We start from the raw sequence: 25,803 nt of genomic DNA, 5'->3' as shown, positions 1-25,803 counted from the left end.
TCTGCAACCGGTGGTCCCGACGTGCCGTTATCGCCCAGGCATAACGGCACTTCGGGACCACTAGCTCGCGCGTCAGACCATGGCGAGCACAGAGGCCGGGTCGGTCAGGATGCGACCGATGTCGGCCAGGAAGCGCGACGCCTGCTCGCCGTCGACGATGCGGTGGTCGAACGTCAGCGCGAGGGTGACCACCTCGCGGAGCGCGATGCCCCCCTGGTGCTCCCACGGCTGACGGCGGACAGCGCCGACGGCGAGGATCGCCGCCTCCCCGGGCGTCAGGATGGGCGTGCCCGCATCCACGCCGAACACACCGACGTTCGTGATCGTGATCGTTCCGCCGCTCAGGTCGGCGGGGGCGGTGCGTCCGGCGCGGGCGGTCTCGGCGAGCTGCCGGATCGCGGCCGAAACGCCCCCGAGCGTCAGGGCGTCGGCGTCCCGGATCACCGGGACGAGCAGTCCCCGCGGCGTCGCGGCCGCGATTCCCAGGTGCACGTACTCGGTCTGCACGATCTCGTTCGCCGCTTCGTCCCACCGGGAGTTGACGGCGGGCGTCCGACGCACCGCCAGCAGCAGCGCCTTAGCGACCACCGCGAGCAGTCCCGGACGCGCTTCGGCGAACTCGGGCTGCGCCCGCAGGCGGCCGACCAGCTCGATCGTGGCGGTGGCATCCACCGTCAGGAAGACGGTCGCCTGGGGCGCCCCGAACGCGCTGCGCATCATGGCGTCGGCGGTCGCCTTGCGGACACCGCGAATCGGGATGCGCGTCTCGCGCGACCCGTCGGCACGCGTGGTCTGGGGCGGCTCGGCCTGCGCCCCGCGGTCGGCGAAGGACTGCACGTCGCCACGCGTGATCAGCCCGCGGTCGCCGGAGCCGGCAACCGACGCGAGGTCGATGCCGAGCTCGCGGGCCAACGCGCGGACCGGCGGCGTCGCCCGCGGCCGCTCGGCGAGCGCCGTCGCGGCCGCGGGTGCGGCTGACGCGGCGGGTGCGGCTGACGCCGCGGTCGTCGCGGGCGCCATCGGGGCGAGCCCCGGTCGCGCACGGCGCGCCGGGCGATCGCGGGACTCCGGCCGGGCCCCGTACCCGACCAGCGTCGGCTCGCGCTGCTCCACCTCAGCCGGACCCTCCGACGGTCCGGCGTCGCCGACCACCTCGGGCTCCCCCGAATCCACCTCGAACGCCACCAGCGGCTCCCCCACCGCAACGGTCACGCCCGGCTCGACGAAGAGCCGCGACACGCGGCCGTCGTACGGCGCGGGCAGCTCGACGAGCGCCTTCGCCGTCTCCACCTCGGCGATGATCTGGTTGAGCTGCACGATGTCGCCGACGGCGACCTTCCACGTCACGAGCTCCGATTCGGTGAGTCCCTCACCGAGGTCGGGAAGCGCGAACTCCTTGAGCGCCATCAGTCCTCCACCCCGCTCAGCGAGTTGGGCCGGTCGAGGGCACGGTCGATGCCGTCCAGGATGCGATCCAGGTCCGGCAGGTGAGCTGCCTCCAACCGTGCAGGCGGGTACGGGATGTCGTGCCCGGTCACCCGCACCGGCGCGTGCTCCAGGTGGTAGAAGCAGCGCTCGGTGATGGATGCGGAGATCTCGGCGGCCAGGCCGCCGGACAGTGCAGCCTCGTGTGTCACGACGAGCCGCCCGGTGCGCTTCACCGAGGCGACCACGGTGTCCAGGTCGAGGGGCGACAGCGAGCGCAGGTCGATCACCTCGACCGACACGCCGTCGTCGCCGGCGGCGAGCGCCGCATCCCGAGCCAACTGGACCAGACCGCCGTACGTCACCAGTGTGACGTCGTTCCCCTGGGCGACGACGCGGGCGGTGCCCATCGGGCGGGCGTCGGCGAGCGGAGCATCCTCATCCACCTCGCCCTTGGCGTGATAGCGACGCTTCGGCTCGAAGAACAGCACAGGATCGTCGGAGGCGATCGCCTGCTGGATGAGCGTGAACGCGTCCTGGGGGTCGGACGGACTGACCACGCGCAAGCCCGCCGTGTGGGCGAAGTACGCCTCGGGAGAGTCGGAGTGGTGCTCCGCCGAGCCGATTCCGCCGGCGAACGGCACCCGGATGACGATCGGCATCCGCACCGCACCCTGGGTGCGGTAGTGCATCCGCGCCACCTGGTTCACGATCTGGTCGAAAGCGGGATAGATGAAGCCGTCGAACTGGATCTCGACCACCGGACGGTATCCGCGGTACGCCATCCCGACCGCCGTGCCCAGGATTCCGGACTCGGCGAGCGGCGAGTCCATCACCCGGCGCGGACCGAACTCCGTCTGCAGCCCGTCCGTGACGCGGAAGACCCCGCCGAGCGTGCCGATGTCCTCACCCATCAGGACGACATGGTCGTCCGCGGCGAGCGCGCGGCGGAGGCCGGCGTTGATGGCCTTCGCCATGCTGAGAGCCGTCATCCTCGGTCGCTCCCCACGAACGTGCGCAGGTAGCGCGAGTAGTGGTCCCGCTGCCGGGCGATGCCCGTGTGCGGCTCGGCGTACACGTTGTCGAAGACGGACAGCAGGTCGGGGTCGGTCAGCGCCGTGATGCCGGAACGCATCTCCGCCGCGACAGCATCGGCTTTCGCGACGACGGCGGCCATCCGCTCGTCCGTCAGCACTCCCTGCGCCCTGAGATACGCCTCCACCCGGCTCACCGGGTCCTTGGCGCGCCACTCGTCGAGCTCGGCGGCGTCCCGGTAGCGGGTGGGGTCGTCCGCGGTCGTGTGCGGACCCATCCGGTACGTCACGGCCTCGATGAAGGTCGGTCCTCCCCCGGAGCGCGCGCGGTCGAGCGCCGCGCGGGTGACGGCGAGCACAGCCAGGACGTCGTTGCCGTCGACGCGGACGCTCGGCACCCCGAAGCCCGGCGCGCGATCGGCGATGGGACGCTGCGCCTGCAGCGACACCGGCTCGGAGATCGCGTACTGGTTGTTCTGGCAGAAGAAGATGACCGGGGCCGCGTAGGTTGCGGCGAAGATCAGCGCTTCGCTCACATCCCCCTCGCTGGTGGCCCCGTCGCCGAAGTACGCGACGGCCACAGCGTCGGTGCCGTCGGCCTGAATGCCGAGCGCGTATCCCGTCGCGTGGAGCGTCTGCGCGCCGATGATGACCTGCGGCGTCGCCATGTTGATGTCGTACGGATTCCAGCCGCTCTGGGTCGTGCCGCGCCAGACACGGAGCAGGTCGACGAGACCGGCGCCCCGGCAGTAGGCAACGCCGTGCTCGCGGTAGCTGGAGAAGACGAAGTCGTCACCGCGGAGGGCGCGCCCGGAGCCGATCTGCGCGGCCTCCTGGCCGAGGAGCGGCGGCCACAGGCCGAGTTCGCCCTGACGCTGCAGGGCCGTCGCCTCGGCGTCGATGCGGCGGATGACGCGCATGTCCTCGTAGAGCGCAAGCAGTTGGTCGGTGCCGATGTCCGAGACCCAGGCATCGAACCGGTCGTCCTGGTGACGGACGCCGTCGGCGTCGAGCAGGCTCACGATGTCGATCCCGGCGAGCCCGAGCTCTCCGAGAGAACCGAGGTCGGTGTGGGATCCGCCCCGGCGGGTGGCAGGCTGATTGTCGATCGTCACGGTTCACGCAACCTTCACTCTCGCGCCCGGTCGGCACTGCTTGTGGCGTGCACGACCGGCTTCCGGCCTCCTTGCCGGAATTAGGGGAAGGTTACGCCGTGAGGTCAGCGCGCACAACTGACGGCGTGTCGCCTGTGCAAGGTGCTCTATCCGGCCGGGCTGCGGGATGCTAGTTTTCACACTATGCGCAGCTTCGACAACACCGACCGCCGCATCCTTCTGGCGCTCGCGGACGACCCCCGATCGACGAACGTCTCGCTCGCCGACCGCCTCGGGCTGAGCCGCAACACGGTGCAGGCGCGGGTGGCCGAACTCGAGAGGAGCGGGGCGTTCCTGTCGTTCGAGCGGCGGATCTCCGCGCGGGTCGCCGGCTATCCGCTGGCGGCGTTCGTAAACGTCCACGTGCAGCAGCAGCGGCTCGCCGCGGTGGTGGAGAGCCTCGCCTCGATCCCGGAGATCGTGCAGGCGCATGGCCTGTCCGGCCCCTCCGACCTGCTGCTCCGGGTGGTCTGCATCGACGCGGAGGACCTGTTCCGGATCACCGGCATCATCCAGTCCACCGACGGCGTCGACCGCGCCGAGACGTCCCTCGACATGGGCGAACTCATCCCCTACCGCCTCCGCCCGCTCCTCACCCGCGATGCCTGACCCCCCTCCCCGCCATCGCTTCCTCACTTAATCCGCCGACGCGCCGTCGCCGGCCGGATTAATCGAGGAAGCGATGGCGGGGAGGGGGGTCAGGGGCGGGGGCGGGCACGACGAAGGCCGCGTCGACGGGGTCGACGCGGCCTTCGGTGGGGCGAGAGAGGTTACGCCTCCGCGGGAGCCTCGACGGGCTCGGTGGGGGCGTCGGAGGCAGCGGCCTCGTCAGCGATCACCGGAGCGAGCGACAGCTTTCCGCGGTCGTCGATCTTGGTGATCTCGACCAGGATCTTCTGGCCGACGCCGAGCACGTCCTCCACGTTCTCCACACGCTTGCCACCGGCGAGCTTGCGGACCTCGGAGATGTGCAGCAGGCCGTCCTTGCCCGGGAGCAGCGAGACGAACGCACCGAACGCGGCGATCTTGACGACGGTTCCGAGGAACTGCTCGCCGACCTCCGGGTTGGTGGGGTTCGCGATCGCGTTGACCTGGGCACGGGCCGCCTCGGCCGACGGGCCGTCGGTGGCGCCGATGTAGACGGTGCCGTCCTCCTCGATGGAGATGTCGGCGCCGGTCTCGTCCTGGATCGCGTTGATCGTCTTGCCCTTCGGGCCGATCAGCTCACCGATCTTGTCGACCGGGATCTGGACCGAGATCACGCGGGGCGCGGTCGGGGCCATCTCGTCCGGGCGGTCGATCGCGGCGTTGAGCACGCTCAGGATGGTCGTGCGAGCATCCTTCGCCTGCTTCAGCGCGCCCGCGAGGACCGACGACGGGATGCCGTCGAGCTTCGTGTCGAGCTGGATCGCGGTGACGAACTCGCTGGTACCGGCGACCTTGAAGTCCATGTCGCCGAGCGCGTCCTCCGCGCCCAGGATGTCGGTCAGCGCCGCGTAGCGGGTCTCACCGTCGACGACGTCGGAGATCAGGCCCATGGCGATGCCCGCGACCGGGGCGCGCAGCGGCACACCGGCGTTGAGGAGCGACAGGGTGGAGGCGCAGACGGAACCCATCGAGGTGGAGCCGTTGGACCCGAGGGCCTCGGACACCTGACGGATCGCGTAGGGGAACTCCTCGCGGCTCGGCAGCACCGGCACGAGCGCGCGCTCGGCGAGGAAGCCGTGCCCGATCTCGCGACGCTTCGGCGAACCGACGCGGCCGGTCTCACCGGTCGAGTACGGCGGGAAGTTGTAGTGGTGCAGGTAGCGCTTCTTGGTGACCGGCGACAGCGAGTCGATCTGCTGCTCCATCTTGAGCATGTTCAGCGTGGTGACGCCCAGGATCTGGGTCTCGCCGCGCTGGAAGATCGCCGAACCGTGGACGCGCGGGATGACCTGCACCTCGGCGTCGAGCGGACGGATGTCGGTCAGGCCACGACCGTCGATGCGGATGCCCTCGCGGAGGACACGGCCGCGCATGACGACCTTCGACACCGACTTGTACGCCGCCGAGAACTGCGTGAGGACCTCGGGGTCGAGGACGCCCGCCTCCACCTTCTCGGTCAAGGATGCCTTGACGCGGTCCTTGAGGGCGTCGTCGGCGTTCTGGCGCTCGATCTTGTCGGCGATCTGGTAGACGTTCACCAGCTCGTCGTAGGCCAGGCCGGCGACGTTGTCGTAGGTGGCCTTCGAGTAGGGAAGGAACACCGGGTAGTCGGCGATGGCCTTGGCGGCCTGCTCGGCGATGACGTTCTGGGCACCGACCAGCTGGCGGATGAACGGCTTGGCGGCCTCGAGGCCCTGCGCGACGATCTCCTCGTTCGGCTTGACCGCGCCCGCCTGGATGAGGTTCCAGCTGTTCTCGGTGGCCTCGGCCTCGACCATCATGATCGCGACGTCGCCCTCGGAGCCGTCGTCGTTCGTGAGGACGCGACCGGCGACGATGAGGTCGAAGACGGCCTCCTTCAGCTGCTCGGCCTTCGGGAACGCGATCCACTGGTCCTCGTGCGCGCCGTTGCCGGGGATGAGCGCGAGGCGCACACCGGCGATCGGGCCGGAGAACGGCAGACCGGAGATCTGCGTGGACAGGCTGGCCGCGTTGATGGCGAGCGCGTCGTAGAACTCGTCCGGAGCGATGCTCAGGACGGTGATGACGATCTGGACCTCGTTGCGGAGGCCATCGACGAACGACGGGCGCAGCGGCCGGTCGATCAGACGGCAGACCAGGATCGCCTCGGTGGAGGGGCGGCCCTCGCGGCGGAAGAACGATCCGGGGATCTTGCCTGCGGCGTACGAGCGCTCTTCGACGTCGACCGTCAGCGGGAAGAAGTCGAAGTTGTCCTTCGGGTGCTTGCTGGCGCTGGTTGCGCTCAGCAGCATGGTCTCCTCGTCGAGGTAGGCGGCGACGGCGCCCTGCGCCTGCTGGGCGAGGCGTCCGGTCTCGAACCGGACGGTGCGGGTGCCGAAGCGGCCGTTGTCGAGGACGGCTTCGGCGAACTTGATTTCAGGACCTTCCAAGAGGTCTTTCTCCTTTGTTTAACGTCGCGGTCCCGTGTGGACGCGACTTTCATCCAAGGAGCAGGAACAGGCAGTTCGACACGTTTCTGTGTACGCGGCATGCCATGCAAGTGCGTGGGCTGAGCCCGTCTGGCCATCAGTAGAAATACACGGTTGCACCGCCACGTCATGCGGGTGCATCCGGATACCACCACCGAGGACCAGCTCCTGCCGGCCTGCTCCGGTCGATCGGCACACAGCCGACCACCGAACATCCTATCAGTCGGGGGCTTTTGCCGGGGGATGCACGGATATCAAAGCGCGAGCGTCGCGCGTGCTGCATCCGCCAGCGCGCTGCCGTACGAGGGGCCGTGACCGGCGGCATGAACGGCGAGCGGATGCAACTGGTGCAGCGGGATGCGGTCCCGCCAGCCCGATCGAAGCGGCCGCGCAGTGTCGTACCCGGCGACCAGTTCGTCGAGGAAGGGGGCGCCGAACAGGGCCAGCATCGCCAGATCCGTCTCGCGGTGCCCACCGTGGGCTGCGGGGTCGATGAGGACGGCGCCGCGCGCATCCCACAGCAGGTTGCCGCTCCACAGGTCGCCGTGGATGCGGGCGGGCGGCTCGTCGTCGTCGAACGCGCCCGCCGCGACCCGGTCGACGGCCTCGCGGATGACCGGGAGTTGCGCGCTCGTCACGCCGCCCGCCTCCACCGCGATGTCGAGGTACGGGAGGACGCGGTCGCGCGCATAGAAGCGTCCCCAGCTGGTCTCGTGCGCGGCGGGCAGCGGGCGCCGTCCGATGAAGAGCGGGCCGTCCCAGCCGTCCGGCGGCGCCCCGAAGGCGGCCGCGCCCGCGGCATGCGTCAGGGCGAGCGCTGCACCGAACGCGCGCGCCGCCTCAGCCGTCGGTCGGACTTCGCGGATCCGCTCGAGCTCGATCCGCCCCGGTCGCACAGACGCGACCTCGACGACACGCGCTCCCCCGGAAGCCTCCGCCTGACCGAGCCAGCGCAGTCCCGCCGCCTCCGCCTCGAAGAACCGCGCAGGCGCATCCGCCCGCTCCTTCACCACCGTCTCCACGCCGCCACCCTACGTCTGGCGCGAGCGCCCACGAGCTGAGAGCACGACGACCGCCGTGCCGACAAGGGCGCCGAGGGTGTTCGCGAGGAGGTCGCGCGGGTCGCTCACGCGCTCGGGAAGGAACAACTGCACGAACTCGATGATCAGCGTCGCCGCCACTCCGATCGCGACCGCCAGCCACCACCTCCAGACGCCCAGCAGCAGTGTGAACAGGACACCCATCGGAACGAACAGCAGCACATTGGCCGAGAACTCGGCGACGTCGTAGTCGATCCAGGACAGTCCGGGCACCGCGGAGAACGCGCGCAGCAGCGCACGAAGCAGCGGATTCCCCGCCGGATTCCCGGGCGCGGGGTTCAGGGTGATCCACGCGACCGCGGCCAGATAGGCGGCGATCAGGATGGGCAGCACGGCACGACGGCGCATCCTCCTATGCTGGCGCACATGACCAGTGCGTTCCGCATCCCGATGACCGGGCGCTCGACCGACGAACGGCATCGCGTCTCCAGCCCGCTCGAGCTGCTGTTCGACCTCACCTTCGTGGTGGCGATCGCCCAGGTGGCCGGTCAGCTCGCGCATGCGGGCGAAGAGGGCCACGTGCTCGAACGGCTGCCGTTCTACTTCATGGTGTTCTTCGCCATCTGGTGGGCATGGATGAACTTCACCTGGTTCGCCTCCGCCTACGACACCGACGACGTGCCGTACCGCGTCATGACGCTGATCCAGATGGGCGGTGTGCTGGTGCTCGCCGCCGGCGTGCCAGCCGCATTCGATGAGGAGAACTTCACCGCGATCATCGTCGGCTACCTGATCATGCGGGTCGCGTTGATCGGCCAGTGGATCCGGGCGGGTGTCGAGCATCCCGCCGGCCGCCGCACCGCCTTCCGTTACGCAGCGGGAGTTGCGGCGGTTCAGGTGCTCTGGGTGGTCTGGGGCTTCCTCCCTCCGCACACCGCGGTCTGGTTCTTCGGGATCGGCGTGGTGCTCGAGCTCTCGGTGCCGGTCTGGGCCGAACGCACCGGCATGACGTCGTGGCACCCCCACCACATCGCGGAACGGTACGGGCTGTTCACGATCATCGTGCTCGGCGAGTCCGTCTCGGCGTCGGCTGCCGGCGTGCAGCGCGCGCTGGCGGAGAGCGGCTTCTCTGCTTCTCTCGTGTGGATCGCGTCCGCCGGCCTCGTGCTGCTGTTCGCCCTCTGGTGGCTGTACTTCCTGGAGCCGGCGGCCGAAGGGCTCAGCACCAAGCGCGGCCGCTCCTACTACTGGGGCTACGGCCACTACTTCGTCTTCGCCTCACTCGCGGCTCTCGGCGCGGGCCTCGAGGTGGCTGTGCAGGCGGGCGCCGCGCACGCGGACGGGAACGAGGCGGGAGCGGAGTACGCTATCGCGATCCCGGTGGCCGTGTTCCTGGTGATGCTCTACGTGCTGCACGCTCCGCTGGTCCCGGAGGTGGTCATCCGGCCGCTGAAGACCGGGATCGCGATCGCACTGGTCCTCCTGCTGCCCCTGGTCTCGCCGCTCATCGGACTGGTGGGAGTGACCATCGGCATCGCTGTGGTCGCTTCAGCGCTCGTCGCAGTGACCCTGCTCGACCGGGCGGTGGCCGCGCGCACCGCCGACGTGACGACGAGCGACCCCTTGTCCTGACGGTCACCGCGCGGTTGAGTCGACGGCATGAGCCAGCAGGATGACCGCGCCGAACAGCTGACCACCGCTGAGCTGCCCTGAGCGGCACCCAGGCGCTCTCGATCAGGAGCCGCCGCCTCCCCCGCTGTGTCCGCGGGGCGCGCCGTACACCCGCACGTAGTCGAACGTCGTCGTAAAGCCGGCGGCGGCCATCGAGACCAGCCCGAGCCGCGGCGGTGTCGCCGACAGCGGTGTCGTCCAGGTTCCCGCCGTGTCGAAGGTTGCGCCGTCGTCCCTGCTGGTGGACGCGGTGTAGACGTTCTCGGTCGCTGTGTGCGTCCTCGTCAGCCGCAGTACTGTCCACTGGCCGACCGGTCCGCCGACGGAGTTGCCGTACGTCGGGTAGCCGGGCCCCTCGGCGGTCTCCCGCTTTCCGAGCTCTGTCTGCCGGGTCTCCCAGATGGATGTGACGGCCAGCTTCACGAAGTTCGCGTCGTCCTGATAGATCACCAGGCCGCCCTGCGCGTAGTTCTGGCAGCAGCCGTCGCGTGGGACCGTCGTGGAGACGCGCGTCTCCACGGTGTAATCGCCCTGCGGCAACGCGCGCAAGGGCAGCCCGGCGGCACCCGCATCAGGGCCGAGGTCGGCCTGCTGCATCTGCCAGTTCAGTACCCCGCGGGAGACGGACCGTGTCGCAGGTCCCGGGTCGCGCAGCCACGTCCAGGCAGCATCCATCGCGTGACCGCCGAACTCATCGGAGTACGCGGGGAGCTTCGGTCCGCGCGGGGGCGGTCCGACGAACGACGGAATGTAGCCGGGACGCTGCCCGGCGACGACGGTCGGTGCGGGCTGCGGACTGTCGGAGGGACCTGCGCCTCCCCGGACCACCGGCCAGCCGTTCTTCCAGTCGAGCGGGTCCATCAGCACCGGCCGCTTCGTGTAGGTGCCGGCACCGGGGACGTACGGGTCGGTGCGGTCGACCGCGTGGTAGAGCATCCACTCCTGGCCGGCCGCATCGACCGCACTCGTGACGTGGCCCGGGCCGACCCAGCGGTTCCCGTTCTGGTGCAGCACCGGCGTACCGCCGACCCGGGAGTCGAGCAGCGACGCTCCGGTGCGGTCGACGAACGGCCCGGTCGGGGACGTCGAGCGACCGGCGAAGACGCCGTAGCCGGTCAGCGGTCCATTGCAGCAGTTCGTGGCCGAGCCGAGCAGGTAGTACCAGCCGTCGTGCTGGACGACGTGGGTGCCCTCGTAGCGGTTCGGAATGGCGACCTGCACCTGGCTCGCCGGGTCGGAGTGGAGGCCGTCGGCGCTGATGCGCCGGACGGACAGCCCGCCGTAGTAGCTCCCGAAGTACAGGTAGTTCTGGCCGCCGACCGTCAGCAGCTCGGGGTCGTAGACCCACCGCCGGTCGTTGGGGTCGGTGTTCCCGGGCGCCGGCATCGGTTCGACCACCGGTCCGCCGGAGTCGACCCAGGGGCCGGCCGGGCTGTCACTCGTCGCGACACCGATCGCCGAGCCGCCGCCTGGAGTCACCGTGTTCGTCGCCGTGTAGTAGAGCAGGTAGCGGCCACCGACGTACGCGACGTCCGGCGCCCACATGTCCCCGTCGCCGATCCACGCCGGACGGGTCGGGAGGGCCTCACCGACGAACGACCAGTGCACCAGGTCGGTCGAGCGGTAGCTCGGGATGCTGGAGAAGACCAGCGAGCCGTCCGGGTTGCGCAGCGACGAGTCGATGACGTCGCGCGTGCAGTAGAGGTACCAGGCGGCGTCCGCCGGATTCTGCGAGCGGATGACGTCCGGATCGGCGCACTGCTCGGCGGTCCTCCCGCCGCCGAGGTCCAGGTCGAGCGGGTTGCTGTAGGTGGCGCGCGGCGACATCGGCTGCGTCGCGGGAACCGCGGTCGCCCCCTGAGGCGCTGAGATCGCGGGGATGCCGACACCGAGCGCCAGCGCTGTAACGGCCGAGATGATCAGCCTGGGCAGATGGCGCATGATCGCAGCTCTCCTTCGAGGTGGGATGTGCGTCACACGCTACAGCGCTGTAAACCGGAAGCCAAGTGTTCGGATACGACAAAACGGGCCGCCACCCGAAGGTGACGGCCCGTCTGTAAGAAGTTCGCGGAGTCGACGAAGATTATCGACGCAGCCCGAGACGCTCGATGAGCGAGCGGTAACGGCTGATGTCGATGTCTGCCAGGTAACCCAGCAGACGGCGACGCTGACCGACCAGCAGAAGCAGGCCACGACGCGAGTGGTGGTCGTGCTTGTGCTCCTTGAGGTGCTCGGTGAGATCCTTGATCCGCTTGGTCAGGATCGCGACCTGCACCTCGGGGGATCCGGTGTCACCGGGGTGGGTAGCGTACTCTTCGATGATCGCCTTCTTGACGTCTGCATCCAGTGCCATAGAGGGATCCCCTTCCTACTCGTTGCGCGGTGCCCGGGGCCGTATGCCTGGGCTCTCTTGATCCGCGGCCGTTCGACGGCAACCTCACGAGTCTAACAGAAGCGGGCCGAGCAACGGTCCGCGCGGGGGCCGCCTCAGACCGGCTCCGGCTCTGGTTCGAGCAGCGCGAACACGGCCCCCTGGGGGTCGACGATCTCAGCCCAGCGGCCGACGCCGGGAGCGGAGAGCGGCTCGGTGCGCAGGGTGCCGCCGAGCTCGGTCGCACGCACCACGCCGGCGTCGAGGTCGGCGACGTTGAAGTAGACCAGCCAGCTGGCCGGTTCCGATCCGTCGGAGGTGTACGCACCGGCCACACTGGTATCGCCGACGTCGAAGAGCCCGTACGGCTGCTCCCCGACCCTCATTTCGCTGATCCCGACGCCGAGCACGGACGTGTAGAAGCCGAACGTCGACTCGGGATCGGGTGCGACCAGTTCGAGCCAGTCGACCGCACCGGGCTCGTCCCGGAGCCACGGTTCGTTGTGCTCACGTCGTTGCCACAGCCCGAAGACGGCGCCGGCGGGGTCTGCGACGATCGCCAGACGGACGCCGGGCACCGGCTCCCCCGGCTCCAGCAGGATGGACCCACCCGTCGTCCGTGCCGCGTCGGCGGCGGCCTCCAGGTCGTCGACGGCGAAGTAGGCGGTCCACATGGTCGGCACGTCCTCCGACGGCAGCGGCCCGAGTGCGGCGACGGCGACGCCGCGCGCGCTGGCCAGGGAGAAGTTCCCGGTCTCGGGGAGCGGAGGCCCCACCTCCCAGCCGAAGAGTTCGCGGTAGTAGGTCGCGGCGGCGGGCGGGTCGGTGCTCTGCAGGTCCACCCAGATGGGCGTGCCGTGCGGGAACGCGTCTTCGATCGGCATGGGCACACCGTACTCGCCCCCGATGCGCTGGGGCGAGAGTGCTCGCACCCGGGCGAGGAGGGGTGCGCCACGACTCAGATGCCGCGCAGCACCTCGTCCATCGCCGCGACCACGACGGGCGCGGGCGGGCCGTCGTCGTGCTGTGCCCACCAGAGCAGCGCCGAGAAGTTGGCAGCGCTCAGTGCGTCCGCCAGGACCTGGACGCGGAGACTGAGCGGATCGAGCCCGAGGCGGCCGGCGAGGAAGTCGACGAGCAGCTCCCGCTGCGACGCCATTCCGACGAGGCCGAAGCCGATGAGAGCCGGATGCGTGGCCATGAGGGCGAGCCGGCGCCGGGTTGCCTCTTCCGCCTCCGGAGGCAGGGTGAGCGACGACAGGATGGCGTCGGCGAGCACATCGCGGATCGACCGGTCGCCCGGGGCGCGGTCGAGCACGGCGTGCATCCGTCCGACGACCGGCTCGATGCCGCCCCAGACCAGGGCGGGCTTGCTCGGGAAGTAGCGGAACAGCGTTCGCCGGCCGATGCCCGCCAGCGCGGCGATGTCGTCCATCGTCGTCTGCTCGTACCCGTGCTCGTCGAAGTGCCGGAGAGCGATGAGGGCGACACGCTCAGGGTCGACGTCCGTCGGGCGCCCACGACGCCGGGGCGCGGCCGGGCCGGCAGCCGCGGTGGCGGGGAGGTCCGTCGAGCTCATCCTCCGATCATCGCACCGGAGGCGCGGGGTCGCCGACCCGCTCGCGACCGATCGCCTCCGCGAGAGTCCGGAGGGCGTCCGGGATGTGCGCGGCGCGAATGCCGCCGAAGCCGAGCAGCACACCGTCCGCGCCTTCCGCCCGACGGAATCGCGAGACCGGCTGGACGGCCACCCCGGCAACGGCCGCGCGTTCCGCGACGCGTGCGCCGTCGAACCGTCCGGCCGAGGCGTCCTGACGCGCGACGGGTGCGACCGGCGCGAGCACGGCGACGTGCAGGCCCGCGGCCGAGGGCACCAGCTCCAGGTCGGGCAGCAGCTCCCCCACTTCATGCACCAGCACCGCGTGCCGCTCCTCGTACACGCGGGTGGCCGCGCGGACATGCCGCGCAAAGACACCCGAGTCGAGGAGCCGGGCCATCGCACGCTGCGTCACGGTGTCGTTGTGCCAGTCGGTGAGTCGCTTTGCATGGCGGAGCGCGGCCAGCAGGGCGGGCGGAGCGACGACGAACCCGAGGCGGAGGGCGGGCAGCATCGTCTTCGAGAACGTGCCGACGTAGACCACGCGGCCGTCCGCATCCAGCCGCTGAAGCGGGTCGAGCGGCCGGGCACCGAAGCGGTACTCGCTGTCGTAGTCGTCCTCGATGATGACGGCGTCGTGGCGGCTCGCCCACTCCAGCAGGGCGACCCGGCGGTCGAGCGGGAGCACACCGCCGAGCGGGAACTGGTGCGACGGAGTCACGTACACCAGGCGCGCCGGGGGCAGGAGGTCGACCCGGAGGCCGTACGCGTCGACCGGAACAGGCACGACGCGTGCTCCGGCCATCTCGAAGAGTTGCCGGACGGGCGGATACCCCGGATCCTCCACCGCCACCGTGTCGCCGGGCTGCAGCAGTACCCGGGCGAGCAGGTCGAACGCCTGCTGCGCTCCGCTCGTCACGAGCACGTCGCCGGGGCCGGCCTCCACCGATCGCGCAACGCCGAGATGGCGCGCGATGCCCTCCCGCAGCCGCTCGACTCCTGACGGGTCGCCGTAGGAGGCGGACCGAAGAGTCCCGCCGCGGAGCTCGGCAGCGACAGAGGTGCGCCACGCGTCGAGCGGGAAGAGCGCCGGATCCGGCGAGCCGATGCTGAAGTCGTAGGCGACCGGCCGCGGCTCCACCCACAGCGGATCGTTGAGATCGCGCCAGGCCGGGGATGGCTGAGCGGCTCCCTGCGTTCGCGTCGGGCCCGGGCTCGGGTCGGCGGCCGCGTAGGCGACGAAGGTGCCGGCACCGACGCGCGCGGCGAGGTATCCCTCAGCGGTGAGCCGCTCATAGGCGGTCGACACGGTCGCGCGCGACACCTGCAGCCGCCCGGCGAGCTCGCGGGTCGCCGGCAGGCGTTCTCCACGCCGGAGGCGTCCGTCCAGCACCGCATCTCGCAACTGGCGGTAGATGCGGTCGGCGCGATCGCCGCGCCCGCCGATGGCGACATGCAGGTCCACGATGCCCTCGAATGGTCTGATGAGATTCCGGTGAAGTGGATCTTACAGCGCGCCATTCCGGCCCGTAGCGTCGGTGGCATGACAGAACGAATCCAGGTCCCGTCGGTCGCCCCCGAGGGCTACCGCAAGGTCATCAACCTCGACGGCTACGTCGGCGGGGTCGTCGAGGAGCCCCTCGGCGATCTCATCAGACTGCGCGCGTCGCAGATCAACGGCTGCACCTACTGCGTCGACATGCACTCCGTCGACCTGCAGGGTCGTGGAGTGCCGGTGCGCAAGGTCTTCGCGGTCTCCGCCTGGCGGGAGTCGCCGTGGTTCACCGACCGCGAGCGGACAGCGCTCGAACTCACCGAGGCCGTCACGCTCATCCACGAGGCCGGGGTGCCGGACGACCTCTATGAGCGAGCGCTGGCGGAGTTCGGAGAGGACGGACTCGCGAACCTGCTGCTCGCGATCGCGACGATCAATGTGTGGAACAGGATCGCCATCCCCACCCGGATGCAGCCGGCGAGTCTCTGAACGCCCGGCGCGGAACGACGAAGCGCTCCCCCGGCCGGGGCCGAGGGAGCGCTTTCGTCGTCCGGAGCGGTTCAGCTCACGCCGAGCAGGTCGATCACGAAGATGAGGGTCTTGCCCGACAGCGGGTGACCGCCCCCGGCCGGGCCGTAGGCCTGCGCCGGCGGAACGGTGAGCTTGCGGCGTCCACCGACCTTCATGCCGGGGATGCCGTCCTGCCAGCCCTTGATGAGGTTGTTCAGCGGGAAGTTGATCGACTGGCCCCGGCTCCACGACGAATCGAATTCCTCGCCCGTCTCGTACTCGACGCCGAGGTAGTGCACGTCGACCTTGGAGCCCGCGGTGGCCTCGGGTCCTGTGCCCTCGACGATGTCGACGATCTCGAGGGTCTCGGGAGCCGGGCCCTCGGGGGCGTCGACTTCGGGCTTCTGGTTGGTGTTCTCTGCCATGCGTCCCATCCAACCGGTGCGACGGTGCCGCGTCAAAGCCCGTTCGCTCACCGCGCACGGCGGGGTGAGTGGCGCGCCACTTCCTGTTCTGCGGATCAGGGGTTGCGCTCTCCGGGCGGCGGGGGCATCCTTAAGGCCATAACTCGTTCCCCCGGTTGAGCTGCAGGCAGCGCCGCACCACCGGGGGTCGAGTCTGTTAACGGCTCTTTCTAGCCCTCCGTCAGGCGCCCCCGAAGACCTTTCCGGGGTTGAGGATTCCGAGCGGATCGAACACCGACTTCAGCTTCACCTGCAGCTCGTACGAGTCCGGTCCGAGTTCGTCCGCCAGCCAGCGGCGCTTCAACACGCCCACGCCGTGCTCGCCCGTCAAGGTGCCTCCCAGCTCGATCGCCGTACGGAACAGGTCGTTCGCCGCCTCCCAGACCTCCGGAGGGACGGTGTCGCCGGTGTAGACGAAGTTGGGATGCAGGTTGCCGTCGCCCGCGTGCGCGACGGTGGGGATGGGGATGCCGTACCGCTCCGAGATGCGCTCGATCGCCGCGAACATCTCAGGCATGCGCGAACGCGGAACGGCGACATCCTCGATCAGCACCTCGCCGCCGGAGGCGAGGGCGGGGTGGAAGGCGCGGCGCAGCGCGAGCAGACGCTCGCCCTCTGCCGCATCGGCCGCGACACGGACGGTGCCGCCGGTCTCCGTCAGGACGTCGGCCGCCGCGCCTGCCTCGGCGGCCGCAGTCGCTCCGTCGAACTGGACCAGCAGGTAGGCCGCACCGGCGCTCGCGCCGAACGACTCCTCGATGCGCTCCGCGCCCAGATAAGCGGAGATCCGCTCGAGGGCCGGGGCGTCCAGCAGTTCCATCACCGCAGGGCGCAACTGCGCGGCGGTGATCCGGGCCGACGCCTCGGCCGCGGCACGGACATCGGGGAACAGCGCCCCGAGCGTGACGGGTTCGCCCGGCGGGATGGGCTGGACGCGCACGGTGGCCCCGACGATCACGCCGAGGGTGCCCTCCGAACCGACGAAGAGCGCTGTGAGGTCGTAGCCGGTGACACCCTTGACGGTCCGGTGCCCTGTGCGGACGACGCGCCCGTCCGCGAGCACGACCGTGAGCGCGAGCACCGCCTCCCGGGTCACCCCGTACTTCGCGCACAGCAGGCCGCCGGCATTCGTGGCGATGTTGCCGCCAACGGTGGAGATGGCCCTGCTGGCCGGGTCGGGGGCGAAGAACAGGCCGTAGGGTTCGAGGGCCGCGTTCAGGTCGCTGTTGATGACGCCCGGCTCGACGACCGCGAGCTGATCCTCCACGGAGATCTCGAGGATGCGGTTCATTCCGGACACGTCGAGCACGATCGAGCCGTCCGTCCCGTTCGCTCCGCCGGCCAGACCGGTGCCCGCGCCGCGCGGGACCACCGGGACGCGGAACTCGCTCGCCGCCCGCAGGGCGGCCTGCACGTGCTCGATCGAGCGCGCGTTCACGATGGCTCGCGGAGCCCCTGGCGCCACCCAGCCGGAGCGATCGGTACGCGCCGCATCCAGCAGCGCCGGGTCGGTCGTGAGCACACCGGCGGCGAGCGCCTCCTCGCCGAGCGCGGCCGAGAGCCAGTCGAGAACGTCCATCCCCTCAGGCTAGCGAGCACGGTGCAGCACCCGGCGCAGTCATGTCCGATTTCCGCTATTGGATGTCGGTGGGCGGTGCGAGGCTGGGGATATGACCATCGATGGAGGCCCGAGCACGACTCCGCTCGCCGACCCCGTGTTCGCCGAGCGGTACCGGGCCATGAGCGCCCGGGACGCGCGATTCGACGGGCAGTTCATCACCGGTGTGCACTCGACCGGCATCTACTGCCGGCCCAGCTGTCCGGCCGTCACGCCCAAACCCGGCAACGTCTCGTTCTACCTGACGGCGGCCGCGGCCCACGAGGCCGGTCTGCGCGCCTGCAAGCGCTGCCTCCCGGACGCCGTCCCCGGCTCCCCGGAATGGAACGTGCGCGACGACCTCGCCGCGCGGGCCATGCGCCTCATTGCCGACGGCACAGTCGAGCGGGAGGGGGTCCCTGGCCTCGCGCGGCGCCTCGGCTACACGCCGCGGCACCTGGGCCGCGTCCTCACCGCGGAGCTCGGCGCCGGTCCGCTGGCACTGGCCCGGGCACACCGCGCGCAGACCGCACGGCTGCTCCTCACCGGCACCGACCTCCCGATCACCGATGTCGCCTTCGCGGCCGGCTTCAGCAGCGTGCGCCAGTTCAACGAGACGATGACGGAGGTGTACCGGCTGACGCCCGGCGGTGTGCGGGCGGCGGCGCGCCGCTCCCCCGCCGCGGCCCACCGCGAGGCGGGAGCGATGAAACTGAGCCTGCGACTGCCGGCACGCGCGCCGTTCGACGGTGCCGGGCTGATCGGCTTCCTCGGCGCCCGTGCGATCGACGGCGTGGAGACTGCGACGGGCGGCGGTGACCGTGTCGGATATGCGCGCGCCGTGCGGCTGCCGCACGGTCCGGCGGCCGTGCGGCTGACGCTCACCGGGTCGGTGGAAGCGCCCGCGGTGCAGTGCGACGCCGCACTCGCCGACGTGACCGACCTCGCACCGCTGGTCGCTCGCGTTCGCCGCCTGCTCGACCTGGACGCGGACGCCGAAGCGATCGACGCGGCCCTGGCAGCCGACCCCGTGCTTGCGCCGAGCGTCGCCGCGACGCCCGGCCTCCGCGTGCCCGGCGCGGTGGATGCGGAGGAGATCGTGTTCCGCGCCCTCATCGGCCAGCAGGTGTCGGTGGCGGCGGCCCGAACCGCGCTCACCCGGCTGACCGACGCGCTGGGCGAGCCGATCGCACTGACCGCTCCCGGCGGACAGGATGCGGCGAGCGCCGCCTCCTTCACCCGCCTGTTCCCCACGGCTGCCGCGATCGCGGAACACGGCAGGGAGGTGCTGCGCGGACCGGCGCGCCGTATCGACGCCATCCTCGGCGTCGCCGGAGCCCTGGCGGACGGCAGCCTGAGCATCGACGTCGGCGAGTCGCGCGACGACCTGGAGCAGCGCCTCCTCGCCTTCCCGGGGATCGGGCCGTGGACCGCCGGGTACATCGCGCTCCGCGTGCTGGGCAGCCCCGACATCCTGCTCACCGGGGACCTGGCACTCCGGCAGGGCGCGGCGCGCCTCGGGTTGCCTTCGGAACCCCGCGAGCTTGCCGCGTACGGAGCGCGGTGGGCGCCGTGGCGGAGCTACGCGGGGCTGCACCTGTGGCGCGCGTGAGCCTGGGTGCCGTGCGTTACCTCGGTCGCAGGCTCCCTCGGCGCTGGGGTCGCGGCATCGCTCCGCGCTGCCCATAGCTCCACCGCGCGTAGGATCAACCCGTGCCCACCATGTCCGTCGTCATCCCGGTGCTCGACGACTCCGAGATGCTCGCGCGCTGCCTCGAACACCTCTCCGCGCAGCTGCGTCCCGCCGACGAGATCGTGGTGGTCGACAACGGGAGCACCGACGACACCGCCGCCGTCGCCCGCGCCGCCGGCGCCCGGGTGATCGACCAGCCCCAGCGCGGCATCTGGCCGGCCGCATCCGCCGGATACGACGCCGCAACCGGTGACATCATCGCCCGACTGGACGCCGACTCCCGCCCGCCGGCCGACTGGCTCCTGCACATCGAGGCCGAGCTCGTCGACTCCCCCGAGGTCGGCGTCCTCACCGGCCGGGGCGTCTTCTACGACGGCAACCCGGTCACGGCGGGCCTCGGCCAGGTGCTCTACATCGGCGGCTACTTCTGGTCGATGGAGCTGTGGCTCGGCAACCCCCCGATCTTCGGCTCCAACTTCGCCATGCGACGTGACGTCTGGCAGGACGCGCGGACACGGGTGCACCGCGACCGGATCGACATCCACGACGATCTCGACCTGTCGTTCCACCTCGACCTCGCCACGGTCGTCCGCTACGACGAACGGCTCACGGTCGGGATCTCGGCCCGCCCCTTCGCCACCTGGAGCGGACTCGGCCGCCGGCTGCGCTGGGCCTATGCGACGCTGAGCATGCACCTGCCCGAGCAGTCGCCGTGGCGGCGCCGCATCACGCGGCGGAGGCAGGCTCGCGCGCAGGAACCCGGCGTTCCGGGCGCCGTCGCCTGAAACCCGGCCGCATCCCCGATAGCCTGTATCGGTGAGATTCTCGCACCTCAGCACCGCCGCAGATCCTGGTCCCCGCCTCGCTGTCGTCATCGGAGACGGCGCCCTCTTCCTCGACGAGGTGATGGAGCAGCCGCCGCGCGACCTTCAGGAGTTGATCGAGCGCGGCGACGAGGGTCTGGCCGAGGTGCGCGCCGTGGTGGCTGCGGCCGAGGCCGCCGGGGCCGAGTTGCCGCCCGTCCACGAACTCCGCCACGCCTCGGCTGTGCTGCGGCCTCCGCACGTGATCGCCATCGGCGCGAATTATGCCGCGCACGCCTCCGAGCTGAAGCTCCGCAGCGAGAAGGCGGCAACGGTCTTCAACCTCTGGCCCAACTCCCTCGCCGGCCACGGGGGCACCACCACCTGGCCCGCCGATCTCTCCACCCAGGTCGACTACGAAGCCGAACTCGGCGTGATCATCGGCAAGCCGGCCCGCAACGTCCCGGTCCGGGACGCGCTCGACTACGTCTGGGGTTACACGGTCGTGAACGACATCACGGCCCGCGACCTGCAGTTCTCCGAGGCGCAGTGGGCGCGCTGCAAATCGTTCGACGGCTTCACCCCGAACGGGCCGGTCGTCGTCACAGCCGACGAGATCGCCGACCCGCAAGACCTGTGGCTGACGACCAACGTCGACGGGGCCATCCTGCAAGACGCCTCCACGGCCGACATGGTGCGGTCGGTCCCGGAGCTCGTCGAGTTCCTCTCGCGCTCCGCGACCATCCCGCCCGGCACCCTGATCTCGACCGGCAGCCCGGGCGGCGCCGGCTACTCGCGCAACCCGCCGGTCTTCCTTCGCGACCGCTCCACCGTCACCGTCTCCATCGGCGGGATCGGCTACCTCACGACGTACTGTCGCGTCACGTGACCTGCACGGGACGCGGCAGTGGTTTAGCGTAGCTCTCGTGTCCATCGGAGAACGGCGACCCGTCACGGGCGGAGACGACGAGGCTGAACGCCTCGACGCCGCGCTGCCCGATATCGACTGGTCCATTGCGCCGGTCGGGACCGTGTTCTCGCGGTTCCACGCACCCAGCGGGGAGCTTGCGGTCGCGTCGCTCGGCGATCCGGCGGACCCGCGCGTGGTGCTCATCCCGGGAGTGACCGGCTCCAAGGAGGACTTCTACCTTCTCGCGCCCATCCTCGCCGCGGCCGGCTACTACGTGCAGAGCTTCGACCTGGCCGGGCAGTACGAGTCCGCCGACGCCGGACCGCCTCCCGGCGAGCGCTACACCTACCCCCTGCTCACCGGTGACGTCGTGGCGTTCCTGCGTGACGGAGGCGTCGCGCACGTGCTCGGCTACTCGTTCGCCGGCATCCTGTCGCAGCTCGCGCTGGTCACGCATCCCGAACTCTTCCGCTCCCTCACCCTGCTGACCGCGCCGCCGGAGCCGGGCCAGGCCTTCCGCGGAGTGCGCGTCATCGGCTGGCTCAGCTGGCTGACCACCGCCCACCAGGGGGCGTCTCTGATGATCTGGGGCATCATCACGAACAAGAACCGGGTCTCCGACAGCCGCCTCGCCTTCGTCCGTTCGCGGTTCGCCCTCACCCGGCGCTCCAGTGTGGATGACATCGTCGGCCTGATGAAGCGGGTCCCCGATGTGCGCGCCCAGGTGGCATCGACCGGCGTCCCCGTGCTCATCGCCACCGGCGACCACGACCTCTGGCCGACGCACCTGCACGCCGCTAACGCGAAAGCTCTGCGGGCTCGGCTGGCGGTGTACCGGACCGGCCACAGCCCGTGCGAGACGGCACCGCACCAGCTCGGACGGGACATGATCGCGCTGTTCCGCGAGGCGGAATCACGAGGATAAGTACCCCGTTCGGGGGGTAGACACTTCCTTCACGGCCGACCGATCATGTTGGGGCAGCGAGGGGGTCAGGGATGTAGAGATGTCTGAAGACGACGCCATCCACCCGCCACACGCGCCACGATTGCGCGAGCACGTGGGGATGATCCGCTGGCAGCGCACCGGAGACGGCGACTGGTCCGCCGAGACGGCGCGCGGTCAATACGTCGGCGGTGACAGCCATTGCTGGCGCGTCCGTCTCTACTCCGGCATCGAGCTGGAATACGACCTGGAGGTCTGGGCGCCGTTCCAGTGACCGGCCACCCTCGGCCGTCGGATCGCGGCATCCGGGTGGCGGAGCCGATCTCCCTCCGATGGGGGATCGACCACGCCGATCCCCGGGCCTAGAGTGCACTGCATGACGTTCCACGGATCTGGTGCGTCGATGCTCCGCTGTGTACTCGTCGCCGACGATGGCACCGAGAGCGTCCTCACCGTCCCCTCCCTCACGGCGACGCCGCCGGAGCGCATTCGCGTGCCCGGGTCGCTCGGTGGAGCAGCCGTCGCCGACGTGTTCGCGCTGTCCCACACGCGCGACCGGCCACCCGAGGCCGTGTACATGTATGTCGCGACGGTCCCGCGGAGCACCGACGAGCTGCCGGATGCGGAGCCGGACGAGCACGGGCCGCACCTCCCGGGCTGACAGGGTGTGGCCGGCGAGCCCGAACAACGGGTGCCGGCGCCTGGTGCAGCGAGGTACTCACGACACCGGCACCCTTGCCGTCGTGTCCGCACGACGACCTCTGTTCGGGCTCGCGCTCAGCCTGACGACATCGAGGCCGTCTGCCTAGACCCATCTTTGGGCAGGGCGAACCCTACTCGGACTCCTGCCGAGCCTCCGCGATCGCGTCCGCTTCGATCACCGGGATGGCCGTGGTGATGACCTCGAGACCGCTGAGGCGCGCCGGCGACAGCAAGCGGGTGACCTCCTCGCGGCTCATCAGCTTCGCCTCGACGACCAGGTCGGCGACGTTGTGGCCGGTGAGCAGCGCGGACTTCGCGAGCGCCGCAGCGGCGGCGTAACCGATGTGCGGGGTGAGCGCCGTGATCACGCCGACGGAGGAGCCGACCATGGCGCCGAGGCGCTCCTCGTTGGCGGTGATCCCGTCGACGCAGTTGACACGCAGCGTGTGGAACGCCTGCGCCATCCAGGTGATGCTCTGGAGCAGGGAGTGCGCGATGACCGGCTCGAAGGCGTTGAGCTGCAGCTGACCGCCCTCCGCCGCCATGGTGACCGTCACATCCGCACCGGCCACCGAGTACGCGACCTGGTTGACGACCTCCGGGATGACCGGGTTGACCTTGCCGGGCATGATGCTGGAGCCGGCCTGGCGGGCCGGCAGGTTGATCTCGCCGAGTCCGGCCTGCGGACCCGAGGAGAGCAGACGGAGGTCGTTGCAGATCTTGGACAGCTTGATGGCGCTGCGCTTGAGCGAACCGGAGAACGACATGAAGGCACCGGCGTCGCTCGTCGACTCGATGAGGTCGGGAGCGCTTTCCAGGTTGAGCCCGGTGATCGCGTTGAGATGCCGGACGGCTGCCGCCGCGTAGCCCGGGTCTGCCGTGATCCCGGTGCCGATCGCGGTCGCGCCGAGGTTGATCTCGGCGAGCAGCCACTTCGTCTCGGTGAGCCGCGCGTGGTCCTCGGTGAGGGTGGTCGCGAAGCCGTGGAACTCCTGCCCGAGCGTCATAGGCACCGCATCCTGCAGCTGGGTGCGGCCCACCTTCAGGATGTTGCGGAACTCCTTGCCCTTGCGCGCGAAAGAGTCGCGGAGCAGCGCGAGTTCGTCCAGGAGGTGCCCCAGCGCGAAGGTGAGCCCGATCTTGATGGCGGTGGGGTACGTGTCGTTCGTGCTCTGGCTGCGGTTGACGTCGTCGATCGGGTGGATGTCGGCGTAGTCGCCCTTGGGGTGGCCGTCGAGCTCCAGCGCGATGTTGGCGATGACCTCGTTGGCGTTCATGTTCGTCGAGGTGCCCGCGCCGCCCTGCATGACGCCGACGACGAACTGGTCGTGGAAGCGGCCGTCGATGATGAGCTGGCATGCCCGGTCGATGAGCTCGGCCTTGCGCGGCTCCAGTACCCCGATCTCCAGGTTCGCGCGCGCAGCGGCCTGCTTCACGCTGGCCAGCGCGACGATGAGGTCCGGGTAGACCGAGATGGGCCGCTTCGCGATGGGGAAGTTCTCGAGGGCCCGCGAGGTGTGGACGCCCCAGTAGGCCTCGGCCGGAATCTCACGGCTGCCGAGGGAGTCGGTCTCCGTCCGGGTCGGTCGTCCGTCCGTGCTCGCGGCGGGGACGTCGGACACGTTCTCGGACGCGTCGACGACGTCGGCGTGTGCGACGATCGGGATGGGGGACGTCTTCGATTCGCCCATGGTTGCTGTCGGGTTCACGGTTGGCACCGTTGCCTCTCGTTGTGCGTTGGCATGCGTTCGCGCCGGACGTTCGTGGCCTCCGGCAGTGCCGAGCCTACCCCCGCACCCTCGCCGGCCGATGGACGTGCTGTACCGCGGAGAGCAGCCTCTTCGACAGCGTGTCGATCAACCCAGCTTGCGCAGCAGACCACGTGCGAAGCGGTCCTTGGCCTCCGTGTACGGCGGGTAGATCAGCTGGAGCGTGTCCGGGCTCAGCGGCTTGCTCAGCACCGCCTTCTCGTGGCTGAACGTCCGCAGCGACCGCTCGCCGTGATAAGCGCCGGCGCCGCTCTCCCCCACCCCGCCGAACGGCAGACCGGCCACCGCGAGGTGCGCAGCGGGGACGCCGAAGCCGACCGCGCCGGAACTGGTCTCGGTGAGGATGCGGCGGCGCACCCGGGCGCTGGAGGTGAACACGTACAGGGCGAGCGGCTTGTCGCCCGCCCTGATGAAGCGGATCGCATCGTCGAGGCCGTCCACCGGGAGGATGGGCAGGATCGGCCCGAAGATCTCCTCCGCCATGACGGGGGCGTCCGGCGCCACGTCCGTGAGGACGGTCGGCGCCAGGTACCGGGTCGCCGCATCGTGGTCTCCGCCGACCATCGCGGTGCCGGAGCCCAGCATCCCGGCCAGCCGGTCGAACTGCCGATCGTTGACGATGCGCCCGTAGTCGGGGCTCTGGGACGGGTCGTCTCCGTAGAGGTCGCGCACGGCATCCCGGAGCGCCGAAGCCAGGCGCGGCGCGACATCGCGGTCGGCGAGCACGTAGTCCGGTGCGACGCAGGTCTGCCCGGCGTTCATGAACTTGCCCCAGGCGATCCGTCGCGCGGCGGCTGCGACGTCCACTGTCCGGTCGACGTATACGGGCGACTTCCCTCCCAGCTCCAGGGTCACCGGGGTGAGGTGCTCGGCCGCGGCCGCCGCGACGATCCGGCCGACACGCCCGTTGCCGGTGAAAAAGATGTGATCCCAGCGCTGGGCGAGCAGGTCGGTCGTGTCCTCGACCCCACCCTCGACGACCGCGACGGCCCGGGTGTCGAGGTACTGCGGGATGAGCCGGGCCATCGCCGCGGACGTCGCAGGCGCGAGCTCGCTCGGCTTCAGCATGACCGCGTTCCCGGCCGCGAGTGCCCCGACGAGCGGTGCCAGCAGCAGCTGCACCGGGTAGTTCCAGGGCGCGATCACGAGGACCAGCCCGACGGGCTCCAGCATCGTGGAGGCGCGCGCGGGCAGCAGCGCGCCGGGCACCGAGACGCGACGCGGCCGCAGCCAGCGACGCAGGTGCTTCACCGTGTGGTCGATCTCGCCGATGACGAAGCCGATCTCCGCGATCTGCGACTCGGTCGGGTTCTTGGCGAGGTCCGCCAGCAGGGCGTCCTCGAAGTCGGCGGCGTGCTCGGTGAGCATGCGGCGCAGAGCCCGCAACTGGCCCAGGCGCCAGGCGAGCGGCTTGGTGGCCCCCCGCTCGAAGACCGACCGGAGCTCCTCGACCGTGCGCGCATGCGTCATGCGCCCATCCTAGGGATGCGCACGGCCCGTTCCCCACCGTCGAGGTGCACGTTGTGG

At 70.5% G+C, this 25,803-nt stretch carries 24 protein-coding genes; 9 read left to right on the top strand and 15 right to left on the bottom strand.

The window, feature by feature from the left end:
* Positions 1-72 precede the first annotated feature (72 nt).
* From AB4Y74_RS05690 to pdhA, 3 genes are read right to left on the bottom strand one after another with little or no spacing between them, the layout of a single operon-like run.
* Positions 73-1,407: a dihydrolipoamide acetyltransferase family protein gene (locus AB4Y74_RS05690; protein WP_441798145.1), complete on the bottom strand. Its 1,335-nt coding sequence runs from the start codon at positions 1,405-1,407 to the stop codon at positions 73-75.
* On the bottom strand, positions 1,407-2,417 hold the full coding sequence (locus AB4Y74_RS05685) for an alpha-ketoacid dehydrogenase subunit beta (protein ID WP_441798144.1): 1,011 nt from the start codon (positions 2,415-2,417) through the stop codon (positions 1,407-1,409). Before AB4Y74_RS05685 ends, AB4Y74_RS05690 begins: the two co-directional genes overlap by 1 nt.
* The gene (pdhA, locus tag AB4Y74_RS05680) at positions 2,414-3,574 is read right to left on the bottom strand and encodes a pyruvate dehydrogenase (acetyl-transferring) E1 component subunit alpha (RefSeq protein WP_441798143.1); all 1,161 of its coding nucleotides are present in this window, start codon (positions 3,572-3,574) and stop codon (positions 2,414-2,416) included. Before pdhA ends, AB4Y74_RS05685 begins: the two co-directional genes overlap by 4 nt.
* A gap of 183 nt (positions 3,575-3,757) precedes the next feature.
* Between pdhA and AB4Y74_RS05675 the strand changes: the two genes are divergently transcribed.
* The gene (locus AB4Y74_RS05675; protein ID WP_441798142.1) at positions 3,758-4,222 is read left to right on the top strand and encodes an Lrp/AsnC family transcriptional regulator; all 465 of its coding nucleotides are present in this window, start codon (positions 3,758-3,760) and stop codon (positions 4,220-4,222) included.
* Between the two features lie 161 nt (positions 4,223-4,383).
* On the opposite strand, the gene AB4Y74_RS05670 is transcribed toward AB4Y74_RS05675, so the two are convergent.
* The 3 genes from AB4Y74_RS05670 to AB4Y74_RS05660 all read right to left on the bottom strand — a co-directional run bounded on the left by AB4Y74_RS05670 (position 4,384) and on the right by AB4Y74_RS05660 (position 8,159).
* Positions 4,384-6,672, bottom strand: coding sequence for a polyribonucleotide nucleotidyltransferase (locus AB4Y74_RS05670; RefSeq protein WP_441798141.1), 2,289 nt, complete (start codon positions 6,670-6,672; stop codon positions 4,384-4,386).
* A 293-nt stretch (positions 6,673-6,965) separates the two neighbouring features.
* Positions 6,966-7,724, bottom strand: coding sequence for a fructosamine kinase family protein (locus AB4Y74_RS05665; protein WP_441800399.1), 759 nt, complete (start codon positions 7,722-7,724; stop codon positions 6,966-6,968).
* Positions 7,725-7,742: 18 nt separating this feature from the next.
* Positions 7,743-8,159 carry a VanZ family protein gene (locus AB4Y74_RS05660; RefSeq protein ID WP_441798140.1) on the bottom strand — a complete coding sequence of 139 codons (417 nt, stop codon included), beginning with the start codon at positions 8,157-8,159 and terminating at the stop codon, positions 7,743-7,745.
* 18 nt (positions 8,160-8,177) lie between these two features.
* Between AB4Y74_RS05660 and AB4Y74_RS05655 the strand changes: the two genes are divergently transcribed.
* Positions 8,178-9,383, top strand: coding sequence for a low temperature requirement protein A (locus AB4Y74_RS05655; RefSeq protein WP_441798139.1), 1,206 nt, complete (start codon positions 8,178-8,180; stop codon positions 9,381-9,383).
* A 102-nt stretch (positions 9,384-9,485) separates the two neighbouring features.
* Here the strand turns inward: AB4Y74_RS05655 and AB4Y74_RS05650 are convergent, their stop codons facing one another.
* The 5 genes from AB4Y74_RS05650 to pdxR form a co-directional block, all read right to left on the bottom strand.
* The gene (locus AB4Y74_RS05650) at positions 9,486-11,363 is read right to left on the bottom strand and encodes a family 43 glycosylhydrolase (RefSeq protein WP_441798138.1); all 1,878 of its coding nucleotides are present in this window, start codon (positions 11,361-11,363) and stop codon (positions 9,486-9,488) included.
* Positions 11,364-11,505: 142 nt separating this feature from the next.
* On the bottom strand, positions 11,506-11,775 hold the full coding sequence (gene rpsO, locus AB4Y74_RS05645; RefSeq protein WP_064111567.1) for a 30S ribosomal protein S15: 270 nt from the start codon (positions 11,773-11,775) through the stop codon (positions 11,506-11,508).
* 134 nt (positions 11,776-11,909) lie between these two features.
* A complete protein-coding gene (locus AB4Y74_RS05640; protein ID WP_441798137.1) occupies positions 11,910-12,677 on the bottom strand; it encodes a VOC family protein in 768 nt (255 codons plus the stop codon).
* 74 nt (positions 12,678-12,751) lie between these two features.
* Complete coding sequence (locus AB4Y74_RS05635) at positions 12,752-13,372, bottom strand: acyl-CoA-like ligand-binding transcription factor (protein ID WP_441798136.1); 621 nt, start codon at positions 13,370-13,372, stop codon at positions 12,752-12,754.
* Positions 13,373-13,379: 7 nt separating this feature from the next.
* Positions 13,380-14,855, bottom strand: coding sequence for a MocR-like pyridoxine biosynthesis transcription factor PdxR (pdxR, locus tag AB4Y74_RS05630; RefSeq protein ID WP_441798135.1), 1,476 nt, complete (start codon positions 14,853-14,855; stop codon positions 13,380-13,382).
* Positions 14,856-14,933: 78 nt separating this feature from the next.
* Between pdxR and AB4Y74_RS05625 the strand changes: the two genes are divergently transcribed.
* Positions 14,934-15,374 (top strand): carboxymuconolactone decarboxylase family protein, encoded by a 441-nt coding sequence (locus tag AB4Y74_RS05625; RefSeq protein WP_441798134.1) that lies wholly within the window; start codon positions 14,934-14,936, stop codon positions 15,372-15,374.
* Between the two features lie 71 nt (positions 15,375-15,445).
* On the opposite strand, the gene AB4Y74_RS05620 is transcribed toward AB4Y74_RS05625, so the two are convergent.
* On the bottom strand, positions 15,446-15,820 hold the full coding sequence (locus tag AB4Y74_RS05620) for an FKBP-type peptidyl-prolyl cis-trans isomerase (protein WP_441798133.1): 375 nt from the start codon (positions 15,818-15,820) through the stop codon (positions 15,446-15,448).
* A 220-nt stretch (positions 15,821-16,040) separates the two neighbouring features.
* Positions 16,041-17,438 carry an FAD-binding oxidoreductase gene (locus tag AB4Y74_RS05615; RefSeq protein WP_441798132.1) on the bottom strand — a complete coding sequence of 466 codons (1,398 nt, stop codon included), beginning with the start codon at positions 17,436-17,438 and terminating at the stop codon, positions 16,041-16,043.
* A 91-nt stretch (positions 17,439-17,529) separates the two neighbouring features.
* Between AB4Y74_RS05615 and AB4Y74_RS05610 the strand changes: the two genes are divergently transcribed.
* The 6 genes from AB4Y74_RS05610 (at position 17,530) to AB4Y74_RS05585 (ending at position 22,466) form a co-directional block, all read left to right on the top strand.
* On the top strand, positions 17,530-19,068 hold the full coding sequence (locus AB4Y74_RS05610) for a DNA-3-methyladenine glycosylase 2 family protein (protein ID WP_441798131.1): 1,539 nt from the start codon (positions 17,530-17,532) through the stop codon (positions 19,066-19,068).
* Positions 19,069-19,178: 110 nt separating this feature from the next.
* Positions 19,179-19,934, top strand: a complete 756-nt coding sequence (locus tag AB4Y74_RS05605; protein ID WP_441800398.1) for a glycosyltransferase family 2 protein — start codon at positions 19,179-19,181, stop codon at positions 19,932-19,934.
* A gap of 31 nt (positions 19,935-19,965) precedes the next feature.
* Positions 19,966-20,841 (top strand): fumarylacetoacetate hydrolase family protein, encoded by an 876-nt coding sequence (locus AB4Y74_RS05600; protein WP_441798130.1) that lies wholly within the window; start codon positions 19,966-19,968, stop codon positions 20,839-20,841.
* Positions 20,842-20,878: 37 nt separating this feature from the next.
* Positions 20,879-21,787 carry an alpha/beta fold hydrolase gene (locus AB4Y74_RS05595; protein ID WP_441798129.1) on the top strand — a complete coding sequence of 303 codons (909 nt, stop codon included), beginning with the start codon at positions 20,879-20,881 and terminating at the stop codon, positions 21,785-21,787.
* 79 nt (positions 21,788-21,866) lie between these two features.
* The gene (locus AB4Y74_RS05590; RefSeq protein WP_441798128.1) at positions 21,867-22,079 is read left to right on the top strand and encodes a hypothetical protein; all 213 of its coding nucleotides are present in this window, start codon (positions 21,867-21,869) and stop codon (positions 22,077-22,079) included.
* 102 nt (positions 22,080-22,181) lie between these two features.
* On the top strand, positions 22,182-22,466 hold the full coding sequence (locus tag AB4Y74_RS05585; protein ID WP_441798127.1) for a hypothetical protein: 285 nt from the start codon (positions 22,182-22,184) through the stop codon (positions 22,464-22,466).
* A 172-nt stretch (positions 22,467-22,638) separates the two neighbouring features.
* Here AB4Y74_RS05585 and AB4Y74_RS05580 read toward each other — a convergent pair whose 3' ends face one another.
* Together AB4Y74_RS05580 and AB4Y74_RS05575 are read right to left on the bottom strand one after the other, a co-directional pair.
* Positions 22,639-24,198, bottom strand: a complete 1,560-nt coding sequence (locus AB4Y74_RS05580; RefSeq protein ID WP_441800397.1) for an aspartate ammonia-lyase — start codon at positions 24,196-24,198, stop codon at positions 22,639-22,641.
* A 165-nt stretch (positions 24,199-24,363) separates the two neighbouring features.
* Complete coding sequence (locus AB4Y74_RS05575) at positions 24,364-25,746, bottom strand: aldehyde dehydrogenase family protein (RefSeq protein ID WP_441798126.1); 1,383 nt, start codon at positions 25,744-25,746, stop codon at positions 24,364-24,366.
* Positions 25,747-25,803: the final 57 nt, after the last annotated feature.

Source organism: Leifsonia sp. RAF41, assembly GCF_052114085.1.
In the GTDB taxonomy this organism is placed as follows: Bacteria; Actinomycetota; Actinomycetes; order Actinomycetales; family Microbacteriaceae; genus Leifsonia.
This window is presented reverse-complemented; position numbering and strand designations above follow the sequence as displayed.

Coding starts and splice junctions, on each gene's coding strand:
- AB4Y74_RS05615 (WP_441798132.1), bottom strand. CDS start 17,438: ATGGACGTTCTCGACTGGCTCTCGGCCGCGCTCGGCGAGGAGGCGCTC.
- AB4Y74_RS05685 (WP_441798144.1), bottom strand. CDS start 2,417: ATGACGGCTCTCAGCATGGCGAAGGCCATCAACGCCGGCCTCCGCCGC.
- AB4Y74_RS05590 (WP_441798128.1), top strand. CDS start 21,867: ATGTCTGAAGACGACGCCATCCACCCGCCACACGCGCCACGATTGCGC.
- AB4Y74_RS05625 (WP_441798134.1), top strand. CDS start 14,934: ATGACAGAACGAATCCAGGTCCCGTCGGTCGCCCCCGAGGGCTACCGC.
- AB4Y74_RS05610 (WP_441798131.1), top strand. CDS start 17,530: ATGACCATCGATGGAGGCCCGAGCACGACTCCGCTCGCCGACCCCGTG.
- AB4Y74_RS05650 (WP_441798138.1), bottom strand. CDS start 11,363: ATGCGCCATCTGCCCAGGCTGATCATCTCGGCCGTTACAGCGCTGGCG.
- AB4Y74_RS05635 (WP_441798136.1), bottom strand. CDS start 13,372: ATGAGCTCGACGGACCTCCCCGCCACCGCGGCTGCCGGCCCGGCCGCG.
- AB4Y74_RS05585 (WP_441798127.1), top strand. CDS start 22,182: ATGACGTTCCACGGATCTGGTGCGTCGATGCTCCGCTGTGTACTCGTC.
- AB4Y74_RS05640 (WP_441798137.1), bottom strand. CDS start 12,677: ATGCCGATCGAAGACGCGTTCCCGCACGGCACGCCCATCTGGGTGGAC.
- rpsO (WP_064111567.1), bottom strand. CDS start 11,775: ATGGCACTGGATGCAGACGTCAAGAAGGCGATCATCGAAGAGTACGCT.
- AB4Y74_RS05675 (WP_441798142.1), top strand. CDS start 3,758: ATGCGCAGCTTCGACAACACCGACCGCCGCATCCTTCTGGCGCTCGCG.
- AB4Y74_RS05605 (WP_441800398.1), top strand. CDS start 19,179: ATGTCCGTCGTCATCCCGGTGCTCGACGACTCCGAGATGCTCGCGCGC.
- AB4Y74_RS05690 (WP_441798145.1), bottom strand. CDS start 1,407: ATGGCGCTCAAGGAGTTCGCGCTTCCCGACCTCGGTGAGGGACTCACC.
- AB4Y74_RS05575 (WP_441798126.1), bottom strand. CDS start 25,746: ATGACGCATGCGCGCACGGTCGAGGAGCTCCGGTCGGTCTTCGAGCGG.
- AB4Y74_RS05655 (WP_441798139.1), top strand. CDS start 8,178: ATGACCAGTGCGTTCCGCATCCCGATGACCGGGCGCTCGACCGACGAA.
- AB4Y74_RS05660 (WP_441798140.1), bottom strand. CDS start 8,159: ATGCGCCGTCGTGCCGTGCTGCCCATCCTGATCGCCGCCTATCTGGCC.
- AB4Y74_RS05580 (WP_441800397.1), bottom strand. CDS start 24,198: ATGGGCGAATCGAAGACGTCCCCCATCCCGATCGTCGCACACGCCGAC.
- AB4Y74_RS05620 (WP_441798133.1), bottom strand. CDS start 15,820: ATGGCAGAGAACACCAACCAGAAGCCCGAAGTCGACGCCCCCGAGGGC.